The sequence below is a fragment of the Haladaptatus rarus genome (genome assembly GCF_054177585.1).
In genome coordinates, this window is sequence record NZ_JBPEHG010000008.1 from 73,015 (window position 1) to 96,742 (window position 23,728).

General features: G+C 55.6%; 25 protein-coding genes and 2 pseudogenes. 15 read left to right on the forward strand and 12 right to left on the reverse strand.

From position 1 onward, the window contains the following. Positions 1–2 precede the first annotated feature (2 nt). Positions 3–602, forward strand: a complete 600-nt coding sequence (locus tag ACR3FE_RS17270; protein ID WP_458208632.1) for an AsnC family transcriptional regulator — start codon at positions 3–5, stop codon at positions 600–602. Between the two features lie 107 nt (positions 603–709). Then, a complete protein-coding gene (locus tag ACR3FE_RS17275) occupies positions 710–3,304 on the forward strand; it encodes a heavy metal translocating P-type ATPase (RefSeq protein ID WP_458208786.1) in 2,595 nt (864 codons plus the stop codon). Positions 3,305–3,390: 86 nt separating this feature from the next. Here the strand turns inward: ACR3FE_RS17275 and ACR3FE_RS17280 are convergent, their stop codons facing one another. From ACR3FE_RS17280 to ACR3FE_RS17295, 4 genes are all read right to left on the reverse strand, one after another. Next, complete coding sequence (locus tag ACR3FE_RS17280) at positions 3,391–4,158, reverse strand: hypothetical protein (protein WP_458208634.1); 768 nt, start codon at positions 4,156–4,158, stop codon at positions 3,391–3,393. Between the two features lie 165 nt (positions 4,159–4,323). After that, positions 4,324–4,653 carry a hypothetical protein gene (locus ACR3FE_RS17285; RefSeq protein WP_458208635.1) on the reverse strand — a complete coding sequence of 110 codons (330 nt, stop codon included), beginning with the start codon at positions 4,651–4,653 and terminating at the stop codon, positions 4,324–4,326. Then, positions 4,602–4,886, reverse strand: coding sequence for a hypothetical protein (locus ACR3FE_RS17290; protein ID WP_458208636.1), 285 nt, complete (start codon positions 4,884–4,886; stop codon positions 4,602–4,604). The genes ACR3FE_RS17285 and ACR3FE_RS17290 overlap by 52 nt, the downstream gene beginning before the upstream one ends. Continuing rightward, positions 4,859–5,158: a hypothetical protein gene (locus ACR3FE_RS17295; protein WP_458208637.1), complete on the reverse strand. Its 300-nt coding sequence runs from the start codon at positions 5,156–5,158 to the stop codon at positions 4,859–4,861. The genes ACR3FE_RS17290 and ACR3FE_RS17295 overlap by 28 nt, the downstream gene beginning before the upstream one ends. A 329-nt stretch (positions 5,159–5,487) precedes the next feature. Here ACR3FE_RS17295 and ACR3FE_RS17300 point away from each other — a divergent pair, with 329 nt between their 5' ends. The 4 genes from ACR3FE_RS17300 (at position 5,488) to ACR3FE_RS17315 (ending at position 8,612) form a co-directional block, all read left to right on the forward strand. Continuing rightward, positions 5,488–6,891: a permease gene (locus ACR3FE_RS17300; RefSeq protein ID WP_458208638.1), complete on the forward strand. Its 1,404-nt coding sequence runs from the start codon at positions 5,488–5,490 to the stop codon at positions 6,889–6,891. Between the two features lie 131 nt (positions 6,892–7,022). Beyond that, positions 7,023–7,625 (forward strand): helix-turn-helix transcriptional regulator, encoded by a 603-nt coding sequence (locus tag ACR3FE_RS17305; RefSeq protein ID WP_458208639.1) that lies wholly within the window; start codon positions 7,023–7,025, stop codon positions 7,623–7,625. 48 nt (positions 7,626–7,673) lie between these two features. Then, positions 7,674–7,832, forward strand: coding sequence for a hypothetical protein (locus tag ACR3FE_RS17310; RefSeq protein WP_458208640.1), 159 nt, complete (start codon positions 7,674–7,676; stop codon positions 7,830–7,832). Between the two features lie 123 nt (positions 7,833–7,955). Continuing rightward, a complete protein-coding gene (locus tag ACR3FE_RS17315) occupies positions 7,956–8,612 on the forward strand; it encodes a hypothetical protein (RefSeq protein WP_458208641.1) in 657 nt (218 codons plus the stop codon). Between the two features lie 75 nt (positions 8,613–8,687). Here the strand turns inward: ACR3FE_RS17315 and ACR3FE_RS17320 are convergent. The 3 genes and pseudogenes from ACR3FE_RS17320 to ACR3FE_RS17330 all read right to left on the reverse strand — a co-directional run. Beyond that, positions 8,688–9,704, reverse strand: a pseudogene (locus tag ACR3FE_RS17320) (permease); the annotation flags it as partial. Between the two features lie 8 nt (positions 9,705–9,712). After that, positions 9,713–10,450: a DUF4396 domain-containing protein gene (locus ACR3FE_RS17325; RefSeq protein WP_458208642.1), complete on the reverse strand. Its 738-nt coding sequence runs from the start codon at positions 10,448–10,450 to the stop codon at positions 9,713–9,715. 207 nt (positions 10,451–10,657) lie between these two features. After that, positions 10,658–11,137: pseudogene (locus ACR3FE_RS17330) on the reverse strand (RNA-guided endonuclease InsQ/TnpB family protein); the annotation flags it as partial. Positions 11,138–11,287: 150 nt separating this feature from the next. On the opposite strand from ACR3FE_RS17330, the gene ACR3FE_RS17335 reads away from it, so the two are divergent. The 3 genes from ACR3FE_RS17335 to ACR3FE_RS17345 all read left to right on the forward strand — a co-directional run bounded on the left by ACR3FE_RS17335 (position 11,288) and on the right by ACR3FE_RS17345 (position 13,079). Beyond that, positions 11,288–11,587: a hypothetical protein gene (locus ACR3FE_RS17335; protein WP_458208643.1), complete on the forward strand. Its 300-nt coding sequence runs from the start codon at positions 11,288–11,290 to the stop codon at positions 11,585–11,587. A 62-nt stretch (positions 11,588–11,649) separates the two neighbouring features. Beyond that, positions 11,650–12,000 (forward strand): SHOCT domain-containing protein, encoded by a 351-nt coding sequence (locus ACR3FE_RS17340; protein ID WP_458208644.1) that lies wholly within the window; start codon positions 11,650–11,652, stop codon positions 11,998–12,000. Positions 12,001–12,188: 188 nt separating this feature from the next. Beyond that, the gene (locus tag ACR3FE_RS17345) at positions 12,189–13,079 is read left to right on the forward strand and encodes a DUF7282 domain-containing protein (RefSeq protein WP_458208645.1); all 891 of its coding nucleotides are present in this window, start codon (positions 12,189–12,191) and stop codon (positions 13,077–13,079) included. A 124-nt stretch (positions 13,080–13,203) separates the two neighbouring features. Here ACR3FE_RS17345 and ACR3FE_RS17350 read toward each other — a convergent pair whose 3' ends face one another. Next, positions 13,204–14,628, reverse strand: coding sequence for an ABC1 kinase family protein (locus ACR3FE_RS17350; protein ID WP_458208647.1), 1,425 nt, complete (start codon positions 14,626–14,628; stop codon positions 13,204–13,206). 312 nt (positions 14,629–14,940) lie between these two features. On the opposite strand from ACR3FE_RS17350, the gene ACR3FE_RS17355 reads away from it, so the two are divergent. From ACR3FE_RS17355 to ACR3FE_RS17365, 3 genes are all read left to right on the forward strand, one after another. Next, positions 14,941–15,093 (forward strand): YHS domain-containing protein, encoded by a 153-nt coding sequence (locus tag ACR3FE_RS17355; protein WP_458186557.1) that lies wholly within the window; start codon positions 14,941–14,943, stop codon positions 15,091–15,093. A 325-nt stretch (positions 15,094–15,418) separates the two neighbouring features. Further along, complete coding sequence (locus ACR3FE_RS17360) at positions 15,419–16,816, forward strand: SRPBCC family protein (protein ID WP_458208648.1); 1,398 nt, start codon at positions 15,419–15,421, stop codon at positions 16,814–16,816. Continuing rightward, positions 16,806–18,677 (forward strand): ABC1 kinase family protein, encoded by a 1,872-nt coding sequence (locus ACR3FE_RS17365; protein ID WP_458208649.1) that lies wholly within the window; start codon positions 16,806–16,808, stop codon positions 18,675–18,677. Before ACR3FE_RS17360 ends, ACR3FE_RS17365 begins: the two co-directional genes overlap by 11 nt. Before the next feature lie 108 nt (positions 18,678–18,785). Here ACR3FE_RS17365 and ACR3FE_RS17370 read toward each other — a convergent pair whose 3' ends face one another. Then, positions 18,786–19,085, reverse strand: a complete 300-nt coding sequence (locus ACR3FE_RS17370; RefSeq protein WP_458208650.1) for a hypothetical protein — start codon at positions 19,083–19,085, stop codon at positions 18,786–18,788. Position 19,086: 1 nt separating this feature from the next. Continuing rightward, positions 19,087–19,566, reverse strand: a complete 480-nt coding sequence (locus ACR3FE_RS17375; RefSeq protein ID WP_458208652.1) for a hypothetical protein — start codon at positions 19,564–19,566, stop codon at positions 19,087–19,089. A 160-nt stretch (positions 19,567–19,726) separates the two neighbouring features. On the opposite strand from ACR3FE_RS17375, the gene ACR3FE_RS17380 reads away from it, so the two are divergent. From ACR3FE_RS17380 to ACR3FE_RS17390, 3 genes are all read left to right on the forward strand, one after another. Next, positions 19,727–20,926 carry an NAD(P)/FAD-dependent oxidoreductase gene (locus ACR3FE_RS17380; protein ID WP_458208653.1) on the forward strand — a complete coding sequence of 400 codons (1,200 nt, stop codon included), beginning with the start codon at positions 19,727–19,729 and terminating at the stop codon, positions 20,924–20,926. A 390-nt stretch (positions 20,927–21,316) separates the two neighbouring features. Beyond that, positions 21,317–21,676, forward strand: coding sequence for an SHOCT domain-containing protein (locus ACR3FE_RS17385; protein ID WP_458208655.1), 360 nt, complete (start codon positions 21,317–21,319; stop codon positions 21,674–21,676). Positions 21,677–21,813: 137 nt separating this feature from the next. Next, positions 21,814–22,815 carry a sulfite exporter TauE/SafE family protein gene (locus tag ACR3FE_RS17390; RefSeq protein WP_458208657.1) on the forward strand — a complete coding sequence of 334 codons (1,002 nt, stop codon included), beginning with the start codon at positions 21,814–21,816 and terminating at the stop codon, positions 22,813–22,815. Positions 22,816–22,935: 120 nt separating this feature from the next. Here the strand turns inward: ACR3FE_RS17390 and ACR3FE_RS17395 are convergent, their stop codons facing one another. Together ACR3FE_RS17395 and ACR3FE_RS17400 are read right to left on the reverse strand one after the other, a co-directional pair. Then, a complete protein-coding gene (locus ACR3FE_RS17395; RefSeq protein WP_458208659.1) occupies positions 22,936–23,208 on the reverse strand; it encodes a DUF7521 family protein in 273 nt (90 codons plus the stop codon). Continuing rightward, complete coding sequence (locus ACR3FE_RS17400; RefSeq protein WP_458208660.1) at positions 23,208–23,570, reverse strand: helix-turn-helix domain-containing protein; 363 nt, start codon at positions 23,568–23,570, stop codon at positions 23,208–23,210. Before ACR3FE_RS17400 ends, ACR3FE_RS17395 begins: the two co-directional genes overlap by 1 nt. Between the last annotated feature and the right edge of the window lie 158 nt (positions 23,571–23,728).

Consider the following 23,728-nt stretch of genomic DNA (forward strand, 5'->3'; position numbering starts at 1 on the left):
CTATGCGCGACCTGGACGAAACCGACCTCGAAATCCTGCAGCTCCTGATGTCGAACGCCCGTCGCCCCTACAGCGACGTTGCAGACGCCGTTGGCCTCTCTCCACCAGCTGTGTCAGATCGGGTTGCACGACTGCAAGAACGGGGAGTCATCCGTGGATTCACGCTCGATATCGACCGCTCCCAGCTTCGTAAAGGAATACCGGTTCTCGTGACAGTTGAAGTCGCAACCGAGGAGCTAGCTGTCTCGACAATCAAGGAGAGACTCCTCGATACCGGTGCCGTCGAGTACGTGTTCACTACCGCAGAGGCTGACCTTGTGGTTTATGCACGAGCTCCGGACAACGACATTGCCGACTGGCTCGCAGACACTATTGACGAGGAATCGATCGACGACTTCAAGGTGACACTCCTATCGGGTGCAGATTGGTCTCCAGACTTAGGCGGAATGGAGTTCGCATTGTCCTGCGCAGAGTGTGGAAACACAGTCGACAGCGAAGGCACGTCGGCTCGCATCGACGGGGATCTCTATCAGTTCTGTTGTCCCTCGTGTGAAACTCGCTTCGAGGAGAAGTACGAACAGCTCCAACAGGGCGCAGATTAAGCCAGACCGACGCCGACGGTGCCTTTGATTCGAAGCTTTTGGAGTTCAGCTTCTGAACAATCGAAAGGACAAATCGATTGAATGGGGGAGACGTATACAGTAGTATGATGAACCCCCGTCGAATCCACATCGATATCCAAGGGATGAGCTGCGCGAATTGCTCGCAGACCATCGCCGACTCCGTCGACTCCCTCGACGGGGTATCTGAAGTATCCATCAACTTCGCCACCGACGAAGGTACTATCGAGTACGATCCGGATGCAGTGTCACTGACAGAGATCTACGACGCCATCGAGAACGCCGGGTATACACCGGTCACGGAGGCAACGACGATTGGCATCACGGACATGTCGTGTGCGAACTGCTCGGAGACTGTGCAGGACGCCCTCGAGCGAACGCCGGGCGTCATCGAGGCCGACGTCAACTTTGCCACCGACGAGGCACAAGTGAGGTACAATCCCGCTGAAGCGACCATTGCGAATCTCTACGACGCGATCGAAGACGCTGGCTATGCACCCGTCCGAGAGGATGACGATGCCGGTGACTCCGCCGAGGATCGTCGCGATGCCGCTCGGCAGGCCGAAATCCGCAAGCAGCTTCGGCTCACGCTGTTCGGCGCCGTCCTGTCCGCACCCCTTATCTTCTTCCTCGGTGAGAAATTCATTCTGGGTGGCGGAATCCTTCCAGAGACCATTTTCGGAATCGAGTTCGGCTGGGTCGAGTTCCTGCTTGCGACGCCTGTCCAGGCCATCCTCGGTTGGGAGTTTTACAAGAACTCCTACAAGGCGCTCGTGAAGAATAAGCGCGCCAACATGGACGTGCTCATCGCGCTGGGGTCGTCCACAGCATACTTCTACAGCGTCGTTGTGCTGCTCGGACTGATCGCGGGTGGGCTCTACTTCGACACGGCCGCACTCATCCTCGTGTTCATCACACTCGGCAACTACCTCGAAGCGCGCTCGAAAGGCCAAGCGAGCGATGCGCTCCGCAAGCTGTTGGAGATGGAGGCTGACACTGCAACCGTTGTCGACGAAAACGGCACCGAGCGTGAAGTGGCCATCGAAGACGTGACAGTCGGCGATCGGATGAAGATTCGGCCTGGCGAGAAAGTCCCTACTGATGGTGTCGTCGTGGACGGCCAGAGTGCAGTCGACGAATCGATGGTCACCGGCGAATCAGTTCCTGTGGAAAAAGGAGAGGGTGACGAAGTCGTCGGATCGACCATCAACGAGAATGGCGTGCTCATCGTTGAGGCGACAAAGGTCGGCGAGGACACTGCGCTCCAGCAAATCGTCCAGACAGTCAAGGAGGCACAATCGCGTCAACCCGACATCCAGAACCTCGCCGATCGAATCTCTGCGTACTTCGTTCCCGCAGTTATCGTGAACGCCCTGTTCTGGGGGACGGTTTGGTACCTCTTCCCCGGAGCACTCGCTGGCTTCGTGGACGTGCTCCCACTGTGGGGATTGGTTGGCGGCGGCCCAGCAGCCCTGTCGACGTTTGAGTTCGCAATCATCGTGTTTGCGAGTGCAGTTCTCATCGCGTGCCCCTGCGCGCTCGGGCTGGCAACGCCAGCGGCAACGATGGTAGGAACTACCCTTGGTGCGCAGAATGGCGTCCTCTTCAAGGGCGGTGACGTCCTCGAACGAGCAAAAGACGTCGACACCGTCGTGTTCGATAAGACCGGCACCCTGACGAAGGGGGAGATGGAGCTGACGGATGTCGTTGCATTTGATGCCGATGGCCAGCCGCTCACCGATGGTGGGGACACGGCAGCCGACGGTGGCCACCTGACCGCTCGCGAACGCCTCAGCGAGGACGACGTACTCAGCTTGGCTGCCAGTGCGGAGAGTGGAAGCGAGCACCCGCTTGCACAGGCCATTGTCGAGGGAGCCAAAGAGCGCGGCCTCAACGTCATGGAACCCGACGCGTTCGAGAACGTTCCAGGGCATGGCATCCAAGCGACGCTCGGTGAGACTGAAATCCTCGTCGGGAATCGCAAGCTCCTGCGCGATAACGACATTGATCCAGCACCTGCTGAAGAGACGATGGAGCGCCTCGAAAATGAGGGGAAGACGGCGATGCTGGTTGCCTACGAGAGCGACCTCGTCGGCGTGGTCGCCGACGCAGACACGATCAAAGAGAGTGCGAAAGATGCCGTAAGTCAACTACAGGAGCGCGGCGTCGACGTGATGATGATTACCGGCGACAACGAGCGCACCGCCCGCGCCGTCGCCGAGCAGGTTGGTATCGCCCCCGAGAACGTCCGCGCCGAGGTGCTCCCCGAGGACAAGTCCGACGCCGTGGAGTCCATTCAAGACGAAGGGCGGAAAGCGATGATGGTCGGCGATGGTGTTAACGACGCGCCAGCGCTCGCCGTCGCGTACGTCGGCACTGCCATCGGGTCGGGCACGGACGTTGCCATCGAGGCCGCAGACGTGACGCTGATGCGCAACGACCCGCTCGACGTGGTGAAGGCCATCCGCATCTCGGACGCGACACTCGCGAAGATTAAACAGAACCTCGTGTGGGCGCTGGGCTACAACACCGCAATGATCCCGTTGGCATCGCTGGGGCTCCTGCAGCCAGTGCTGGCCGCGGGCGCGATGGCGTTCTCCAGCGTGTCGGTGCTCACCAACAGTCTGCTGTTCCGCAAGTACACGCCCGACCACGATTACGAACTCTTTGGCCGACTACGCTAACTGTCTGCCTCACACCACTCGTGGTGAATATATTAGCATCATCGTTGAATGGATGGCTGATAGATCAGACGGTCTCTTCCGAAGAGTTAGTTCTCGATTCGAATATCATGGGAGGTGGTGATGAGGGTTCCTTCCGGCTTCGATTGGAGGAACAGGCGATATCTTCCAGGCGTCGGAAACTGCACGCTGAACTTGACACGCCCGCTTTCAGGACTCGTCTCTTCGGGATGAATGTGCAGATACGCGAGATCCCCTTCACGGAGGGCGACAAGATGGCCGAGTGCACCTAAATACGGTTCTAGCTGTGAAACAGGGGCGCTATCACGCCGTATTTCGAATGCTATCTCGGTAGGCTCGCCGGCCATAATCTCGCCAGTCAAGAGTTCTGCATCGTATTCATCAGTCGTCGAATGTTGAGCTGTATCAGGACGCGGGGCAACTTCCAGTGACCCAGCGGCGAAAATATCGAACCCAAGCGTCAATGGTCGACCGTTGACCACCAAGTCGATGAATGCTCGGTAGTCACCGGGGTCAGGAAGCGCAAACGCCTCGACACGCCACGTCCCATCGTTGTCGAGTGTCGGATGTAGATGCTGGAAGCGAGTTAAGTCCCGTCGGACGACAATCAAATGGCCTCGCTGTCCATGTGCTTCGTCAAAGGCAGTCACTACCTCCTCATCCAAACTAACGATGTGGAACTCCCAGGTCGAAGGTTCGCCTGGAGTGAAGCGCGTGTTCGTCGGCACGAAGCGGAGGCCGCCTGCGTCCACTGATAGCCCGCCCACCGTAGCGTGGTCTCCCAATCCGTATCCTTGTGGAGGATCACGATTCCCGTGATCGGTGTGGTTGCCCATGGCATGCACTTCGTCTGCAATCGATATACCGGTTTCTTCGAGGAGAGAATCCCGCTGTTTACGGGGGGAGGGTGTCACCGTGAATCGTAACAGCAAGAAGATTCATCACTTCTTCACCGTCGAATTCCGGTAGTCATTGAGAGGGTGTGCGATCCTTCTTGATATTCACGAAGTCGGTGGGGCTTCCCTAGATTCCAGTCGCTCTTTGAAGAAATCGAGTTCTTTGTTGGTGTGGTCGTAGAGCTTCGCCTTCCCGTCAAGAACGGACGTGAACAGCCACTTTAGCGCCCATCCTCGGCGATTGGTCGGAAAATCCATCCAGACGGCATGCGACATCCTGGTTCCATCGTCTGTCTCTTCGAGGCGAATCGTCCCACCTTCGGGAATTCGAACTGTGACGAGGCCGCGAAGAAATGGATAATACGCCGTTCCAGTCCAGACCGCTACATTCGGATAGTCGATGAAGGGGAACCGACCATACAGGTCGGCGTACATTCCGGCGACCTCCTCGCGCTGGTGGAATGTGGCACCCTCACGCGGCCGTTGTCGGGCATGTCGTATTCGAGTCCGTAGTGTTCGTCAGGATTTGACGCCGTCCAGTGAACCGGGTCAGTCACGTACTCCCAGATCTCTTCCGGAGTCGCGTCGATGACGATCTCCGCTTTGTCGGTGACGTACACGGGATTGTCCGTTATTTGTCCTACCGAGCGACCGCGTTGTACACCCATGCAAAGGCGTACGCGAGGATGAACCCGATGACAGCTGCTTCGATCATGCCCGCCACCGTCCCGACGATGGTTGGTTCGAAGAACAGGTGCCACTGCTCCATCATCTCGACTGCGCCCTCGTAGACGCCGACCGCCCCGAATACTCCGAGGAGAAGCATGACGACGGCAGAGACGACTGCCGCGGCGGCACCGAGTGCCGGCGCATCAAGCGCCATCGATTCGTGGGACATCTCCATGTCATACTCTTCGCGATTGGTGGTTGTGGTGCTCATATGTTATAGTACGTCAGGAACATTCAATCTGATTTCTCCTTAGAATCGAAGCACTCATCGAGTGGTTATTCGGCGTGGAACCACGTCGAAGCAAAACGAGGAGCCAACTCGCGAATCAAGAAACATTTCAAAGTTTGTATTTTCTTTATGAATAGGATTGAGAAGGCCATCGAAACGGTTCCGGTCACTCCTGGAGGACAGTTGCGAAACTTTCTCGCGGTTTTCGATGGTCTCACCGAGGATTACCTTTCAAACTATGGATTTGGGTGGTCTCGTTCTTCATTTTCGTAAGAGCAACTGGCAAGACTGATGCCAATGAATATTCATGTATGGAGACCACTCTCGTCGGCGGGATTCTCGAATCGCTACGGATTGGAATCGGTTTCCTCTGGACGGCAGCATGGGCGATCACCATGGGCCTGATGATCACGAGCCTCGTGCAGGTCTACGTTTCGAAAGAACGGATGGCACGGCTTCTCGGCGACGACGATCTCTCCGGACTCGCGAAGGCGACTGTGTTCGGTGCCGCCAGTAGCGGCTGTAGCTTCGGCGCCGTCGCGATCGCGAAGGGACTTTTCAAGAAGGGGGCACACGCGGTCAATGTCCTCGCATTCATGTTCGCCTCGACGAATCTCATCGTCGAACTCGGCCTGATGATCTTGATCCTCTTAGGCTGGGAGTTTCTCGTTGCAGAACTCCTCGGCGGCATCATTCTTATCGCAGTGATGGCGCTCATCGTCCACGTGACGCTCCCAGAGAACCTCTTCGATCAGGTACGGGACGAACTCAACCAGCGAGACCACGACCACGGTATCACCGAAGACCCAACGTGTGGGATGGAGGGCAGAGATGAGCACGCACTCGTGACCGACGGGGGTGAGACGCTGAAGTTCTGCTCGGCAGGCTGCCTAGAGACTTACCGACAAGAGATTGCCAGTAGTGGCGACTGGCGCGACGAGCTGCTGACGTGGGGCGGCTGGTACAAGCTGGGGAATCAGTACCGCAAAGAGTGGTCGATGATCTGGAAAGATGTCGTCGCTGGATTTCTCATCTCCGGCTTCGTGATTGTCTTCGTCCCACAGTGGGTCTGGAACAGCCTCTTCCTTCAGGGAGACAGCCTACTTGTCAGTGCCGAGAACGCGGTCATGGGTGTGACGATCGCCGTCATTAGCTTCGTCGGCAGCATTGGGAATGTCCCGTTCGCCGTCGCTCTCTGGAGCGGTGGCATCAGCTTCGCAGGTGTCATCGCATTCGTGTACGCCGACCTCATCACGATTCCGGTGCTGAATGTCTACCGCAAATACTACGGCTGGAAGGTGATGCTGTATATCCTTGGCGTGTTCTTCGTCACGATGGCCTTCACCGGTTTTCTCATGGAAGAGTTGTTCACCGCCCTCGGCATCGTCCCGAACCTCGCTGGCGGGGAGACGGCAACTGAACAGACGTATTTCGAATTCAATTACACGTTCTACCTCAATATCATCGCGTTCGCCCTCTCAGGGTTCCTCTTCTACGTCTACCGACGAGGACTCGGTGCGCCCGGGCAGTACCGCGACCCTGTCTGTGGGATGCGGACTGACGACAGCGGCCCAAGCGTTACCCACGACGGCGAGACGTATTACTTCTGTTCGGATCGGTGCAAGCGCTCGTTCGAGGAGGAACCCGCCGAGTTCGCCCACCACCACCCAGAGGTTGCCGGGGCGGGATCATCACAGAGCCATGAGCATCACTGAGCACCGCATCTCGGTATCGAGTCTCGTGTACCGGATTCTGGCTTCTTGCGGAGCCCAATCACAACTGATACAGCGCTGTCTGGCCAATTCACCTGCATGAACGAGTATCACAGCAAATCGAGGTGGGGTGAATGAACCGATCGCGAGCCGATACCGTCGTCGGGCTCCTAATCGCGGCTGTCGTCGTCATCGGTGGCACGCTCACTTGGCAAGCGTACCAGCGGCAGCAGGCATTCGATCAGATGGGGTCGATGATGGGAACCTCGATGGGAGCAGTTCACGGCACGAATCCGCTCTGGTACGTCCTCGGGACCATCCTCGTCGCGGGCGTCATCGGCGGAGGGTATCTGCTGATTCGCGACGACTTCACCACCACAGAGGCAATCAATCAGCAACGGAGTAATACATCCGACCAAATCGACCGGGGAAGCCCTGAACCCGAATCCGAACCGTCGACCGACACCGCCCAATCGAACGGTGCCATCAATCCAGAAACCCAGCCTCGGGCCCGCGTGCTAGACCTCTTACCCGACGACGAACGGCGTATCCTTGAACCGGTTCTCTCCTCGCCAGGCATCACGCAGATCGACCTCAGAGACCGGTCGGACTTTTCGAAGAGCAAGGTGAGCCAGACGGTCAGTGCTCTCGAGAAGCGCGGCCTGTTGTACCGTGAGCGGCAGGGACGGACGTACCGGATCTATCCAAGTGACGACCTGAAACAGACGCAAAGCTAAGCTAGCACCTGTCGAACAGTTTTGTAGCTGGACGTCGTATTTACTCTCATGTGCAATCGCCACGTCGCTCACATGATTGCGGACTACGAAGCGGCGAGGCTCGAAGCAGACGAGAAGGAAGGGGAATCAGAGTCCAGCGATGGGGAACAGACAGCGAGAGAGCAGCTCGGAGTGCTGGCGGCTCTCAGAAGCCGCCTCGTTCGATAACCCCGACTAGGCTAATCTCATTCACGGTCTTGAATGCTGGATTAGGGAAGCTACCCGTTCGAAGCCGACGACTTCTGATTTGAAAGAGCAACTGTAATCAATCATTCCAGCGTAACTTATGATATGGGAGCGGATGCCCTCCATCCCGATTCAGTCGACGACAGTGGCGGTGATGATTCACGCGACCAGCCGTTACCCACCTCGATCGCATCCATGACGACGATAGGTGCGTACGCACTCATCGCCGGCGTCCTCCTTATGGCACTGTCCTTTCTCACGAATCCAGTTCCAGACCCATCCTTCCCGTGGGCGACGCTCCCCGAGTCGCTCAGAGTCGCCTTCGCCCAGCCGCGGATCGAACACTGGCCGGTCACCTACAGCGTCGGCCTGTGGCTCGTCGTCTTCACGCTCCCACTCGTGCTGTTGCACGCGTACCACCGGTACGGGGCACCACTCTCGGTTCGGCCGAGTACGTGGCTCACTGCATTGCCCGTGACTATGATGCTCGCCTTTACCACCTACTGCCGGTTCTTCTGGCCCAAACTCCAGCCACCGACGTGGAACGCCCCGTCCTATACGCTCGTCTGCTGGGGGTACTGCTCGACGTACGACCCGCTCTGGAGCAACCTTGCATACGCGGTGGCAGTCGTCGGCGTGGGTGCGACGTACCTCGCCTATCGAGAGTCGTCGTACGCGAAACACGCACTAGTGACGTTCGGAGTACTCGCGTTCCCACTTGGTGTACCCGCCCTCGTGGATGCCTATCGTCGGCACATCTGACTGACGTGTCTCAGAGAATTCGAACACCCAATTCCGAGGTCGGTGAGCCACTGGACAAGAAAGGTACTGAGGGTATCAGTCAGCGGTGTGTGCGTGCTCGCCGTGCTCTTCATCTCCAATCGAGTCCGAACGGTGCAGCCAGTAGAGGAACAGGAAGAACACCGTTGCGAGGACGTTCAGTACCATCTTGTAGTTCATCTCGATCTTTACCTCGGCGATCTGAACACTAGACGGGTCCGGGATGACCCCTGCCGCGAGGAAGACGAAGTGAATGACAACGCCAGTGAGCACGGCCGAGGCGAAGATCATTCCCGAGAGGATGGCAGCAAACTTCGCTCCGTAGTACTCACGATACGCGTCCATGATCGGCGGGACGATCAGGTCCGCGAAGATGTACGAGAGCACGGATCCGAACGGCAGGCCGTTGGAGTAGAGAACAGCACCGAATGGGACGTTTCCGACCGAACAGACGAACGTCGCGACGCCGATGACTGCACCGAGGACTGCCGTCCAGAAGATGTACACTGGCAGCCCGAACGTCGGCCCCGAGAAGACACTCGTCCAGACGTTCTCGGGGATGAATCCCGCGATGAGGCCGGCGAAGATGAAGCCGATGGCGATCTCGTCCCAGAGCATCCCCCACTCCGACCACTGCTTGTCCGCGAGTGCCTTCCAGCCCGAGAGGGAGGTCGCCTGCTCGCGGATGGTGGTGTTCGCCTCCTCGGGGTCGAAGCTGTCCTGGCAGGACTGTGAACAGAAGTAGTACGTCTGTCCGTCGTGTTCGGTCGAGTAGTCGGCTTCCTCGGGGTTGACTTCCATCCCACAGACCGGATTCTGTACGGTTGGAGCACCCTCATCGAGGACGTTCTGGCGGGCCTGTTCGATGACGTTGTCGGGCGTGAGATAGACGAAGCCGAACGCCATCAGCCCGATGAGCAGGAACCCGCCGAGGAGGTCGGCGACGAGGAACTGCCAGCCCAACAGGATGTAGATCACGATGCCGATCTCGATGACGAGGTTCGTCGAGGCGAACATGAACGCCCCGATGGTCGCGGCGGCGGAGCCGCCCTTCTTGAAGAGGTTCATTCTTGTGAAATGCGCTAGTCGGCGGCCTGCGCCTGTCGGCCGCTCTGTCCCATCTCGGCCGGATTCTTCATACCTTCCTTGACACCGAAGTGGACCAAAACGGCGTTGACCGGGAACGCGAAACCGAACCCAACGGATAGCGAGAACGCGAGCGCGCCCCAGAACAGCAGATCGGAGATGTGTGCTTGGCTGGCGATCAACAGATCAGTCCCGATCGCAGCGATCTCCATGATTGTGATGCTCGGCGTCTCGCTGTAGAGGGCGTCGAGCATCGCCTCGCCGACGCCGACGCCTTCCTGCATCAGCGGGCCGACCGTCAGGGCGTACCCGAACAGATACGCGAGCGCGAACGTCCCAGCGGTGACGACGAGCGTACTCTGGAGTGCGAGCAGGCCCGCGAGGAGCGCGAACCCGAGGACCTCGCCAGCACCACACCCAGAGTAGCAGTGGGCGGTCGATCGGAACCCGCGCCGCCACACGGAGTCGTTGCTGATCTGAGTCCGACCGGAGTACCAGTAGACTGCGAGGCCGAATGGACCAGAGTAGAGGACGACGAGTGTCCAGACGCCTTTCATCAACGACGGCAGCGTCTGATTCCGCTCACGGATGTCCCACCAGAGAGTGCCGACGGACGCGACAACGAACAGCGCCCAGACACCCATCACAAGCGGGTCCGAGAGGATCGGTTTCATCACGTGTCGAACCGGTGCGAGTGCGTGCTCGATCTGTGTGAGGAGTTCTTGTAGTGGCATAGTCAACGTAATATCTGAAGCAATTCGAAGCTGTGCGCTACCATCTGCCGCTCGATGAGTCGTTACACAGTCTAGTAAGAGAGGGGAACTTTCTGCAGTTGTGGTTAACATTCCAAAGCGAGTCCTGTGACCATCGCTGGTATTCTAACCGTTCCATGGTCAACTGCCTCGGGGTCAAGCCCCGAGGCTTGTCAGTAGACTCCCGCTCTAACTGCGTAATGCAGTAGGTCGAAACCGACCATTCGCGTTCAACGTCCCTGACTTCAGAGCCAGTTGACTGGTGGCTCGTTCAGCACCAGACGTGAGCCAGTGCTGAACAAGACGCCACCCGACGTTCCGAGCGGCGTTGTAATCGCTATGCAACTCCTTCCCGCACTTCAGACACTCAAACTCATCACCATCGCGATTGTCCTCGTGCGTGAAGCCGCACTCCCCGTGACTACACCGTTGACTCGTGTACGCTGGATTCACGTCATCCACATCGATACCGTACTCCTCGGCTTTGTATTTGACGTGGCGTTGGAGTTCGCGGAACGCCCACTGCTGGAACTTACTGGCGTTCGAGATACGCTTGCGGATGTGCTTCAGGTTCTCGACCGCAATCGCCGTACAGTCGTTCTCGACGGCCTCACGGACGAGGGATTTCGACACACGGTGCAGGTAGTCGGCGCTCCACCGGGCGAACCTGACCCTCGGCGAATTCGGCAGCGATGAACGATTCTATTCCTGAAAAACGTTTAGATCGGTCTATACACGTTCTCGAACGGTCTCCTACGTGGGTTCACACCCATGGGGATAACTCCCGAGCGGTCCTACGAGTAACTGAGGCGAAGGACAATGACTAACTTCACAATCGGACGCTGGCTGCTCGTGGCGCTCGCACTCGTCGGACTCGCGCTCGCCGCTCCTGCCGTCAGCGCCCACGACAACGAAACGACTGCAGACGACGCACCCCCGTACGATGGGAACGCAGCTGGCTGGGCGGCCTGGATGGAAGCACAGATGACCGACCACATGGGCCCCGGTAGCGTCGAGTGGATGGAAACCCACATGGGTATGACCATCGACGAGATGGCTCAGGACATGGCTGACGGCGGCCACAACAACGGCGGGATGTACGGGCAGGGCCACTGCTGACGACCCCTGACCGTACCGAACGCATTGAACGAACACGGAAACTCACCCCACAACTCACGATCATGACGCAATTCACCACTCACTTCGGACGCACAGCTCGTCAACTCACGTTACTCGCTGTCCCGCTGCTCGTCGCGTCGACCGGTACGGCTGCCGCCATGGGCGGCAGCTACGGCGGCGGTATGATGGGCGGTGGATGGGGACTCTTTGGTGGCGCGATGGGCCTCTGGGGACTCCTTTGGATGGGTCTCCTGCTCGGTATTCCGCTCTACCTCGTCTTCGCGCTCGCGAGGCGTGGCGGAGACGGAACCGACGAACGGCCACTGTCAATTCTCCGCGAGCGCTACGCGCGTGGCGAACTCTCGGACGACGAGTTCGAACGGCGGCGTGAACAACTGGAACGTGCCGGATGATCCGTCCGGTGTCAGTTCCATCACCAGTGACTCATTTCAGAGCGACCACTTCGAAACCCCACTATTAAGGCCTCGAATAAAGCGAGTGTACAGCCTTCGAAAGGAAGCGACTCTGACTAACATCATTAAGTGAATGACCCTCGTTGTTCTCCGATGCTCCGTAGCGGGGTGATCGAATGAGAAAATTAATGGCACCTAAATCCCGGCAATTTGCCGCGGTAGCAACGGCGTGTCTACTCGTTGTTAGCACAGGCGTTGCTATCGCCGGAACGATCACGAGCGCCACAGGAATAGAACAAGGCCAAAACGCACAACCACAGGTCGTGTTCGAGGATCAGACCGTGAATGGAACGACCGTGACCGTCGCGTCCGCGACACTGCCGAATGGCGGGTTCATCCTCATCCATAATGAGAGCGGTGCGGTCATTGGACAATCGAACTATCTCGAAGCAGGAACGCACGAGAATGTCGAGATCGAACTGGCTCCACGTGCAGTGTCGCGATATTCACAGATGCAGGAGATGATGCAGTTGCTGAACCACACTCAATCGCAGGGGATGATGATGACGATGCGGGCCCAGCAGATGCCACACCAGGATATGCAACGTATCATGAACGAATCCGGTGACCAGCACATGGGTGGTATGATGAATCAGACGCAGATGAACCAGATGATGGCGCTCATGATGCACCAGATGCAGGATCGCCAACGCATGCAAATGTTGATGCAGGCGATGATGGCCGATGGCCAACACCGAGCCCAGATGCAAGAAATGGCGCAATTGATGAACCAAACGAGCATGCGTGAACGACGGATGCTGATGCACGCAGCCGACGAGTCGATGGATCGGGGCCAGATGCGCCAGATGATGCGCCAGCAGACGAAAGACTACGCACGCATGCGCCAGTTGATGCAGCAGATGCAAGGCCAAGCACAACAGCAACGATCACCACAGCCGTTGACTGCGATGGTGCACACTGACACCAACAACAATCGCCAGCTCGAGTTCCCCGGTGCTGATGAGCCATACACGCAGAATGGACAGCCCGTGGCTGCCACTGCGCGAGTAAGGACCTAACGGTCAATCAACAATGATCTTTTACCTGGCGTAAGGGCTTTACCACGGTGAGAATCGTAGCGTATGGATCAAACAACACTCCAGCGGTGCTAGAATTCACGCGTAGTCGTCCATAGAGAGAGTGTTACGTCGATTTTGCACGCATCGATCGATAGAACAGGATGAGCAGAAGTCCTGCGACGATGAACGCTCCAGTACTATACCACAAATCAACCAAGGAAAGGATCGATGCACCAAGTATCGTAAAACCAGCTAAAAGGGCGTACGCGAGTGGTTTGGCGACCGCTTGCAATTGCACTTGATCTGGGGTGGGTCGGTGGGATTGGCCCTCGTTTTGGATGATGGTGTCGAGGGCGCGTTCTAGTTTCGGTGGAATGTGAACCAGTGCCTTTGCTGATGCTTCGACATCGGTTCGCATTTCATCGAACATCATGCGTGCCCCTCGCTCCATAAATCCGTGCTGTCGAAGAAATTCTCGAGCAGCCTGAACGAAATTGAACTCCGGATCGAGCTCTCGGAGAACCCCTTCACTGACCGTCCCAACGCGGATGACGAGCATGATATCTGGCGGAAGACGGAACGGGAACTGCCGGAGTTCGGTGAGGACGTCGGTCAGGATATCACGCCAGTCGACATCCCCCTTCCCCTCGAATTCGTCGATCATGAGACGCAGCATCGCAGCCATTTTGACCCGATCGACGGTTGGCTCCAGGGCGTCGATTTCGATGAGGATATCCGTAATAGTATCAACATCACGGTTAACGACGGCAAGATAGAGTTGAATGACGTTCTCCTGCATCGCTGGTGTAAACCGGCCAGACATGCCGAAATCGTAGAACACGATCCGACCGTCGTCGTCGACAGCGAGATTCCCTGGGTGCGGGTCGCCATGAAAGACACCGTGGACGAGTCCCATCGTAAAGTACGCATTCGCCACCTTGTGTGCGATCGTCTTCGGATCGAAGCCAGCCACTTCCAACTGGTCAACGTCAGTGATCTTGATCCCGGCAATGTATTCCATCGTGAGGACGCGTTTGGACGAGACGTCTGGGTACACCTGGGGAATGCGGGTCGTTGAATCGTCACCGAAGTTGTCTCGAATTTCGTCCATCATCCGTGCTTCACGCTCGAAATCAAGCTCTTCCTGAATGATCCGCTCGAAGTCATCGGCCATATTGCTGAGCGAGAAGCGGTACCGTTCTGGAGCAACGAAGGTAACGACGGGAAGTAGCCGCCGAATGACGCGGAGATCGATGTCAATGCGGTCTTTGATCCCAGGTCGCCGAACCTTAACAGCGACACGGGTTCCGTCGTACACGGCTTCGTACACCTGTGCAAGCGACCCGCCTGCGATCGGATCAGGATCGAACTCGTCGTACGAGTGGTATCCCACATCTGTGGCGAGTGACGGAATCATTTCACTATATGGGCTCGGTGGAACAGCATCTTGGAGCGTGGCGAATTCCTCGGCATACACCTCCGGCACGACGTCGGGCCGAGTGGAGAGAACCTGCCCGATTTTAATGAATGTCGGGCCGAGTGTGAGCATGACATCACGCAGTTGACGTGCTCGTTCGCGATGTTGTTCCTGGGAAACCGTGCGTGACTTACCAAAGAACAGAAATCGTCGTCGGTCGCGGAGAAACGTCACGACAAATGGGAAAAACTGACCAACAATACGAATCAACCTGACAGAAAACCACGTCATCTCAGTCCTGTATATACTCACAGCATCTATTCGGATAAAGATATTCAATAGAAAGAGGCAACTGAGAGGTTCCAACATATCGAGGAGAAAACGCACCCGCCGAGAGTTCTGTGACCGGAAAGCCGTTTATACTTTAGACTGAATACATGAATAATGGGCGAAAACGATGTCGTTGATCCGGTTTGTGGGATGAGCATCGAAAAAAGCACGGCAGCAACAAAGACAGAGTATGAAGGGCAAACATACTACTTCTGCAGCGAGGATTGTAAGCAAAAATTCGATTCGAAACCAGAATCATATAATTAAGTTTCGAGAGTGTAGTTCGTTCTGCTCTACTTCTGAGAGCGCATTTCTTGCGTGAACTACCCTCTCATACTTGCTCGTCAAACTCCTTCTCCACACAACATTATGGAAGTCCAAGATGAAGTATGAACCATGTCTCCGACAACTCGTCATCGTCGATTCAGCAGGTCTCCGGTACACATGATGAATCGCCAGCAGAAATTATTCGCGATGATATCAGGTGCAGCGTGTTCGAAGTCTCTCGAGAGGGTAGCTTCCAGTGGCCAGAACTGCGCTGGTACGCAGCCCAAATCCACCGTCGGTATCCTGAACTCAATGGAGAAACATCATGACACACCGTAAACTCACCATTGACCATTCCATCGGTGATAACCAGATGACGACCGAATTCGACGTGATTGGCGAGAGTCCAGTCGATTCTTCGTTCCTCCGGATTAAACACGCTCAAGCGACCGTCACAACCCAGGCAGAAGCAGAAGCATTCTTCGACACATTCACCCGGTTCGCACAATACGACCGATGGGCACCCAATATTCAGGGGTCGGCCCATTGGCTAACCGTTCGCGAGGGAGGTCCGGGGTCGCAGTTTATCGCCTACGACAAACCTGGAACCACCCATCTCGCCCATTACGGCAAAGTCATCGACCTCGAACGACCGAAACTCTTCGAGTGGCGGGCCCCGTTCAGCGAGTGGCAGAGAGCGTCCGTCGGCACGACACTCGAGTGTGAACAGACGGACCAGGGATCGACGACCGTCGCGGAGACGCTTTATTTCGACGTCAAAGACGAACATCTCCCGGTGCTGGCCGGATTTACGGAAACGGCGAGTCTCCAGCAGAAACGCATCGAAACGTTTCTCGAAACCCGACTACAGGGACTCGATTCACTCCTACAGGAAGATGCAATCCCCGATGATAAACGGTCGTTTCTCTTCATCGAAGACCGTGACGTGGCTGCTGATTGGGCTGGACGAATCTCGGAAGATGAGTGGGTTCGCGTCCTCTATGCTGACGGTGAACTCGACTTCGATGCACCGACAGATGAGGTGTTCAACGCATTCACGCGCTTCGCTCGCTATGCGGACTGGACGCGTGACATCCACGTCGGGTGTGAGTGGCTCGACGTCAAGGAGGGTGGCGTCGGCTCACGATTCCTCATCTGGGAGAAACCGGGGGATCGACACGTCATGCACTACGGCGTTGTGACCGACTGTGAACGGAATCGACGGTTCACGTGGCGGGCTCCGTTCGCAGAGTGGGGTAAAGTCTTCATCGGAACGTCACTTCAGCTCACGCAACGCACAGATGGCGGCACAACTGCATACCACGTCCTCTACGTCGATTTGCCCGCTGAGTACCTTCCTGTGTTCGGTGGATTCGGAACCCTTCCCGGCTTCGACATCGAGTTCGAGACGTTCCATATCTATGAAGAAGCCGATGGGTTCCAGCGGCTCATGGATAGCGGCGAGTTTACCGAGGAGGACATCTCCTACCTGTTCGATGCGAACCGGCGTATCGCGCACGACTGGCCTTTACAGGAAGGACGGCCGTGGCCCGAGCAAGCGTTGACACTCGAACCAGACCGAGTCATCTCGTACGAGGAACTTCTCGTCGAACTGTCTGAGACGTTCGCCGAGACTCTTCCCTCCCCACAGTTCAACCGCGAATTCCGCGATCTCAAACGGCTCTGGAACCATGCGAAGGGGGCAGATGACAATGGGAAATAAGTTTGGAGAAGCGCTGCGGACACTCGATCGATTCATCGAGATACTGGGGCTGACGGTTCACGAGACGATTCGGTACTACCTCGATCGAGAACCGCTGCCGGAACACGTTCACAGACTCGTCGTTCGACTCGGCCCGACGTTCATCAAGCTCGGACAGATTGCGTCGACGCGACCGGATCTCGTGTCGCCAGAGATCTCCGAGCGGTTGGAAGACCTCCAAGAGAACGTCCCTTCATTCTCGTCAACGGAGGCCCGGGCTGTGATCGTAGATGAACTCGGGGCGCCTCCCGAGGACGTGTTCGCAGAGTTTCCTTCCGAGCCGATCGCCTCTGCATCACTCAGTCAGGTCTATTTCGCAATGCTTGATGATGGAAGTGAGGTTGCAGTCAAAGTACAGCGGCCGGGTATCCAGAATCGCGTCGAACGAGATCTCCGAATTCTCCGCTCGGTCGCCTGGATCGTGAGTACCCTTCGTCTCACACCCCGTCCCCTCCCACTCACCCGTATCGTCGACGAATTCGCCTCTTGGACGCTCAAAGAGTTGGAATTCGATGTCGAGGGACACAACCTCGAGGAGTTTCGTCGGAACTTCGAGGACTGGGACGACGTGACGTTCCCCGCCGTGTACTGGGAGTTGACGACGGAACGCGTACTGACGATGGGGAAGGTATCCGGGATGCGACTCCACGATGTTGCAGACGTTGTGTCCGAGCAGCGCCGTCACATACTCGCCCAGCGCCTCTCGGAACTGCTCATCAAGATGTTCGTCGCTGACGGATTTTTCCACGCAGATCTCCACCCGGGCAACATTTTCTTCCAGCAGAATGGGAGGATCGCACTACTCGATGTTGGAATGGTCGGCCGAATGCGACCCGATCAGCGAGATCGCTTCCTCGCGTACTGGATTGCGATAACGCGTCGCCAGCGCGACCGGGCGTTTCACCACCTCATCGAGATGGCCGAATCAACTGAACGAGCAGACACAGACTCCTATCGGGACGCGTACGACGTTCTCCTCGACCGCTTCTATGACAAGGATCTCTCAGAGCGGAGTCTCGCACAGACATACCTTGAAATCGTCTATGCTGGAGCGGAACACGGTGTCGTGTTCCCCTCTGAAATGGTTCTTCAGGCAAAAGCCGTCGTCACAGCAGAGTCACTCACGCTCGTACTCGCGCCTGAGTACCGCTTTAGTGAGGAAATCCGACCGATCGTCGCCGAGGAGCTCGCAAAACAGGCGACACCGCGGGCCACACTGAATCGGGCGTGGGGTGAACTGGTCGACTGGATACTTCTCGGACAGGGCGGTATTGGCGGTGAGGCCCCCTCCTCGTCGGCCCCTGAAGAAGCAGCGTTCCGGCGGGAGGTGATTCGTACTCTGGTCAATGTTTGGACTGACGATATCGACCAATTGCTTCAGGATATTCAAGCAGACGTTCCCGAGTACACATCAGCGGCGTATTGGCAGGAACATCCGGAGCACCACGTTCTCCTTGAGACGGCCCTTGGATTACTTCGGATGTTCGCCACGGAACTCCAACGCCTCGAAGAACGTAGTGCTGACGAGACAGAGCCTGAGTCCACACCATTGTTTGCTGTTGATGGGACAGCTAACGTGAAGGATGAGGTATTGACTAACGAACTCTCTCAGATAACCGACATCCTGCAAGATGACACCAGTCGATACACGTCTACAGAATTCTGGGATCAAAATCACGAGTCTCGGGCTGCGCTCGTGTCAGGGGTGACGGCACTCCGACTGCTTCTCTCTCGACTCAACCAGAGCGTCAACATGAAGTACACTTCGTCGCCACGCAGTGAGACCACGAGCGGCGCTGAGACTGAGGAGACAGAGAATTAAGACCACCCACATCATTTCAGGACAGGGTATGATGGTATCATATTCGTTCGTTGGCAATGCATTCGAGTTACGGCCGAAAACCGATTATCATAGTGTTGTCTTAGCTAATCACGTCGTGAAGTAGTGAAAGACGAAATAACCAAGAATGACGAGCCCGCCAACAATGACACTTCCAAGTACGTAGTTCGCCCACCGCCGTTCGTCGAAGTTCCGTTCAGGGGTGACGAGAACGACGAGACCGAAGACGATTAGCGTCAAAACGCTCTTGCCAAGCCAGTGGTGGAGAAACACTCCCTCAATCAAATCTTTGAGAGCAGGAATAAGTTCCGTCGCAAGCGTGATCCCAGTGACAAACCAGATAGAACCGACCGCCGCGACATAGTACCGATACAAAGAGGCATTCGCCATGTTAGATACTCCCTCCGAAAAGCGTCGTCGGGCCCGTTGCCGCACGGAAGCCACTCGATATCAGGTACCCCATCCCGGCTACTGCAAAAGCAGTGAGGATAAGAAGAGCTGTAATAACGAGTAGTGCGTACCGTGCGTCGCCAGTAAATTCGTCGCGTGTCCGCAATGCCCCTGCCTGAAGAAGCGCTAAGGCAGGAAGAAAGAGGAAAATATGTTCCTTTGCTTCCATGAAAATTTCGTGACTCCATGGTTGGGGGCCACTGACGATGACGTCTTTTATCTGCTGATAGCCGGTTAAGTAGTAGTTGCCACCAACGATCCATGCCACCGCCAACGAACCCAGTGCCACCAGCGAAATCCGCCGTACACGCACCACGTTTGCCCGGTCGACGCCTCGATAGAGTTCGACAAGCGTCCAGAGAAATAACACCGCCGATAACTCCCCGAAAATAGCGTGTACCCCAATCCCCGGATGTGGCATGAAAAGAGTGTTCAACGGTCTCTAAGATAAACTTCAGCCGTTTGATTCACCAGAACTGAATGCCAACGATTGCCGTCTGCTGTAGCCTGCTTTCCACAGTTCTTGGCCGGGATCTGGAGAGGCGGGAAAACATAGCACGACGAGGAACGTAAATAGTGAAATGGCACGACGTGATGACGTGCAGGCATCGGTGAATCATCCAACGGTTGCAGTGCTCGGAGGGGCTGGCGCAGGACTCGCAGCCGCCGAGCGTTTTCGGGAGTTCGCGGACGTAACCCTATTCGAGCGCCAGTCATACGACGATAAGCGAGTCAACTGTGGTGAAGCAATCAACGAGGCTTCGCTTGTTCCCCTCGAAAAAATCTCAAAAAACGGATTCGTGAACCGCGTCAAGCAGTTCGATATCGAGATCTATGGCTCTACGAATCACGAAAACAAACCACCACTTGCCAGATCAAGTATTGACCCAAAATGCGGTTACATCACGGATAGAAATCTCGTGGAGCGCCGTTGGGCCACTCGACTTGCCACCGGTGAGGATGGCCCGGCGGTGGATGTCCGTGAGGACACAAGCGTCTCACTTGGCCAGTATTGGGAACTCGTCGAAGGTTACGACTACGTGATTGACGCGACGAGCCACCCATCACTCACGACCAAAGCAGCAGGTGAAACGAATCAGTATACCGGCGATATGATTGCGCTTAACGCTGACGTCGAAGGTGAGTTTGCTGAGTATCTTCATCTGCCACGAATCGTCTTTGAGGGATACGTCGGATACTGGTGGTGCTTTCCGAAAACTAAGACCCGAGCAAACATTGGAATCGGGTGGGCCGGGACCGATCGCCCCACCAACTACATAGAAGCGCTTTGGAGCGCCTGTGATCGGATGGACATTCCACAACCTAATCGTGAGGATGTTAACGCTGCCACGATTCCCCAAGGGCCGAGCCTCAATCCAGAACGTCTTCATCCCGAACAGGGTGTGTTTCTCGTTGGTGATGCGGCTGGGATCGCCAACCGCTATCAGGGTGAAGGGATCTGTCAGGCAATTCGTTCATCGAATCTTCTCGCACGACTGGTTCGAAAGAATAACGAATCCGACTATCCACGACACCTCTATAAGCAGATGAAGTCGGAATATCGGCTTGCAACACTGATGCGGGGCGTGTTGGAAGATACCAATGACGTGCAGCTCGTTGCCCAGATTGCAACGGCTATTGATGGCCTGACCGTTAACGATGTGACCCGATGTCCGTGGCGGGTGTATACACGTATTGTTCAACGACCGAGATTGCTTGCTCGTCTTGCTCGAACTTCGGCGATTCGCCGGCGACTGGTTAGAGCATATACCGATCGCTAGGAGTACAACAGTGCCACATCGCACTGAGAGCGAACCTTTATATTTGAGATGCCTTAGCAACTGAAATGGTGTCTATGAGGATCTGAATAGGAATATCTGGTTTTCTTTCCACACATGATAGAAATCAAATTGGAATAGCTTAACTAACTATCGAATTGATGCCCAGAATCCCGATTAAACCATTGTCCATTACATCTATAGCTTTGTAATGCGAGCGGGAATGTATTTAAAGGTGAGTGGGGATGAGAAGTGAGGAGATAGTCAAGTTTTGTCTGTAACTACCTCTTTAGCAAACACTATATAAATCCATGTATTGATCGGTGGCAGAATTAACAACGTATCCTCAACACTCACAAAACGGGTATCAATTTTGAGGTACTACACAATACTATGTCAGCGACAGATTCGAACGATACGCTTGCCCGGAGCACCATTGCACTACTTGCCGTGTTAGTTCTCCTTCCGGTATTAACGATGGTCGTCATGGTTCCGATGATGGGCTGGGGAGGTGGGGGGATGATGGGTGGCAGATATGCTGGAAATTTCTCGCCATGGTGGGGATTGGGGATGACGCTGATATGGCTCATCATTCTACTCGGGATTGGGTACGCGCTCTACCGAACCCTTGTGCGCACTTCGCCGAGCAAAACGGACAGTGCACTTGAGGAGTTACGACTTGCGTATGCTCGGGGCGAACTCTCGGATGACGAATTCGAAACTCGTCGTGAGTTACTCAGTCAAAACCGGTGATGCATTGTTTCGTGCAGTTAGATGCTCCTTTGTGATATAAATCCGTTTTCTGGATTTGTATAAGATCTCTATTGCAGCGGACTATCCAACACGGAAAAGAATCAAGCACGATGGTGACGTCCACAAAGACGAGTATTATGGGAGGTGCAAGCGTCTGGGTGGTTGAGTCAGGAGTGTTGTTCTTCGTCGTGTTTGGCTTGCTCATCGGAATCCTCTTCGGATTCTTCGGTCTCGGCGGGAGCTTTTTCGTCACGCCAGCACTCCTTGTCCTCGGCCATCCAGCGAAGGCAGCAGTTGGATCTGGTCTAGTGTTCGTCTTTGGGACGTCACTCGCTGCCGTCGTTACACATCGTGGGTTAGGTCATATTGACTACAAGCTCGGGGTCTTACTCGTTTTGGGTATGACGATGGGGATCGAAGTGGGGAAACGAATCCTGTTCGCGCTGGCTACCGTCGGCGTCGCAAATTTCGTAATCAGCGTTGTGTACGTGGGATTATTGGCAGCTGTCGGACTCTACACAATGCACGATGTTCAGACGGGTCGCTCTAAAGCTACGTCAGATATCGATTCGTCATTGATTCGCCGAATTAGTACCTTCCAAGCACCACCAATGATGTCGTTCAAAGGCGGTGTTTCTGCTTCAGCGACGGTGATAGTAGTGCTCGCCTTCTTAACGGGTATCCTCGCTGGTGTGCTTGGCGTTGGGGGAGGATTTCTTATCCTGCCTGGATTGATGTACGGATTAGCGCTGCCAGAAGCAGTCGCGGTCGGTACTGATATCTTCCAAATCGCGATTGCAAGCGGATACGGGGCATTGCTATACGCCCGAGCCGATGCCGTTCACCTGTCGGTCGTGATTCCATTACTAAGCGGAAGCATTTTCGGGGCGTATGTTGGCGCACAATTAACGGAGTTCGTCGACACCACGAAGTTCAAGCAATACTTTGCGGCGATGCTACTCGTCGACAGTGTTGCGGTGCTGAGCAAAATCATCAGTCATACCTACGGTATCGGTGCGCTACATGTATTGAGTCTCCTTCTTCTCTTCGGGACAGCACTCGTCATGAGCCTCGTTGTCGTCTTCTTTGGGACTCGAAATTTCCTCCGACACGAACACATACCGTTGAAAGGCAACTGAAGTGAACCGCCTCGGCCTGCTCCGCCTGAAGATTGGGTTGAAAGCTCAAAGATCTATTACTAAAGTGTCACAGTTGTCGACAATGGTAATCCACTTGAAGACACGGGGAAGGGCAACTCTCTATGGTGCTTGATAATATATCGAATACAGAACCAAACATATTCCTATCGCAACAATTATCGACTGAACCATCCCCGCATAGAAGATCGAGAATTTCACGATATCATAGAGCACTCCTTCGATGACCGCACCGATGCTAATGGTGAAAAAGCCAACGGCGAGAAGGAACATCGGGCGACTATCATAGCGTTTGTACGCTCGATAGCTTTGGAAGGCGATGAGAAACCCAAGTATTACGACAACGATTTTCGCGATGACAAGGCCAATGTGCATTACGAATCATCTCCCCGAATATCGTCCCACATTCGTTTGAAACGATCAGACGCATCATCCTGCATTGTGCTCCCGACATTGACCTGGAACTCCCCCTGATCAAGTCGAACATCGATGTGCTCAACTGTCGCTTCGTATTTCTTGAAATGGTTTCCATCAGCGGCGATTTCGTCCTGCGCAGATACGAGATCGTGTTCGACGAGCTGTTCGAGTCGGCGGTAAATCGTTGCCGGTGAAACGTTACACATATCGCTTAGCTCACTTGCGGACATTGGTTGTTCACTTGTGACTGAGAGGATGGTTTGGACGTGGTCGTCGCCCAGGAGAGTAAGGATTTCACGCGGGGGATTATCCTCACACACACGTGTCGATGACTCACGTCCAGAATAAAGCATTGCAGGATTTGTTCTGACGAGAGAACTGGAGCCATGGCGATGGTGAAGTTCCATTGCCCAAAGACCAACAACCGGTAACGCGACTACTAACTTCACTGTCTGCGGTGGCGGTTGTGGAAGTCGGC

Coding starts and splice junctions, on each gene's coding strand:
- ACR3FE_RS17305 (WP_458208639.1), top strand. CDS start 7,023: ATGAACCGATCGCGAGCCGATACCGTCGTCGGGCTCCTAATCGCGGCT.
- ACR3FE_RS17395 (WP_458208659.1), bottom strand. CDS start 23,208: ATGCACATTGGCCTTGTCATCGCGAAAATCGTTGTCGTAATACTTGGG.
- ACR3FE_RS17315 (WP_458208641.1), top strand. CDS start 7,956: ATGGGAGCGGATGCCCTCCATCCCGATTCAGTCGACGACAGTGGCGGT.
- ACR3FE_RS17385 (WP_458208655.1), top strand. CDS start 21,317: ATGTCAGCGACAGATTCGAACGATACGCTTGCCCGGAGCACCATTGCA.
- ACR3FE_RS17270 (WP_458208632.1), top strand. CDS start 3: ATGCGCGACCTGGACGAAACCGACCTCGAAATCCTGCAGCTCCTGATG.
- ACR3FE_RS17335 (WP_458208643.1), top strand. CDS start 11,288: ATGACTAACTTCACAATCGGACGCTGGCTGCTCGTGGCGCTCGCACTC.
- ACR3FE_RS17310 (WP_458208640.1), top strand. CDS start 7,674: ATGTGCAATCGCCACGTCGCTCACATGATTGCGGACTACGAAGCGGCG.
- ACR3FE_RS17290 (WP_458208636.1), bottom strand. CDS start 4,886: ATGGGTGTACAACGCGGTCGCTCGGTAGGACAAATAACGGACAATCCC.
- ACR3FE_RS17280 (WP_458208634.1), bottom strand. CDS start 4,158: ATGGGCAACCACACCGATCACGGGAATCGTGATCCTCCACAAGGATAC.
- ACR3FE_RS17390 (WP_458208657.1), top strand. CDS start 21,814: ATGGGAGGTGCAAGCGTCTGGGTGGTTGAGTCAGGAGTGTTGTTCTTC.
- ACR3FE_RS17285 (WP_458208635.1), bottom strand. CDS start 4,653: ATGTACGCCGACCTGTATGGTCGGTTCCCCTTCATCGACTATCCGAAT.
- ACR3FE_RS17360 (WP_458208648.1), top strand. CDS start 15,419: ATGACACACCGTAAACTCACCATTGACCATTCCATCGGTGATAACCAG.
- ACR3FE_RS17355 (WP_458186557.1), top strand. CDS start 14,941: ATGGGCGAAAACGATGTCGTTGATCCGGTTTGTGGGATGAGCATCGAA.
- ACR3FE_RS17275 (WP_458208786.1), top strand. CDS start 710: ATGAACCCCCGTCGAATCCACATCGATATCCAAGGGATGAGCTGCGCG.
- ACR3FE_RS17295 (WP_458208637.1), bottom strand. CDS start 5,158: ATGAGCACCACAACCACCAATCGCGAAGAGTATGACATGGAGATGTCC.
- ACR3FE_RS17375 (WP_458208652.1), bottom strand. CDS start 19,566: ATGCCACATCCGGGGATTGGGGTACACGCTATTTTCGGGGAGTTATCG.
- ACR3FE_RS17365 (WP_458208649.1), top strand. CDS start 16,806: ATGGGAAATAAGTTTGGAGAAGCGCTGCGGACACTCGATCGATTCATC.
- ACR3FE_RS17325 (WP_458208642.1), bottom strand. CDS start 10,450: ATGCCACTACAAGAACTCCTCACACAGATCGAGCACGCACTCGCACCG.
- ACR3FE_RS17370 (WP_458208650.1), bottom strand. CDS start 19,085: ATGGCGAATGCCTCTTTGTATCGGTACTATGTCGCGGCGGTCGGTTCT.
- ACR3FE_RS17380 (WP_458208653.1), top strand. CDS start 19,727: ATGGCACGACGTGATGACGTGCAGGCATCGGTGAATCATCCAACGGTT.
- ACR3FE_RS17340 (WP_458208644.1), top strand. CDS start 11,650: ATGACGCAATTCACCACTCACTTCGGACGCACAGCTCGTCAACTCACG.
- ACR3FE_RS17300 (WP_458208638.1), top strand. CDS start 5,488: ATGGAGACCACTCTCGTCGGCGGGATTCTCGAATCGCTACGGATTGGA.
- ACR3FE_RS17350 (WP_458208647.1), bottom strand. CDS start 14,628: ATGCTCACACTCGGCCCGACATTCATTAAAATCGGGCAGGTTCTCTCC.
- ACR3FE_RS17345 (WP_458208645.1), top strand. CDS start 12,189: ATGGCACCTAAATCCCGGCAATTTGCCGCGGTAGCAACGGCGTGTCTA.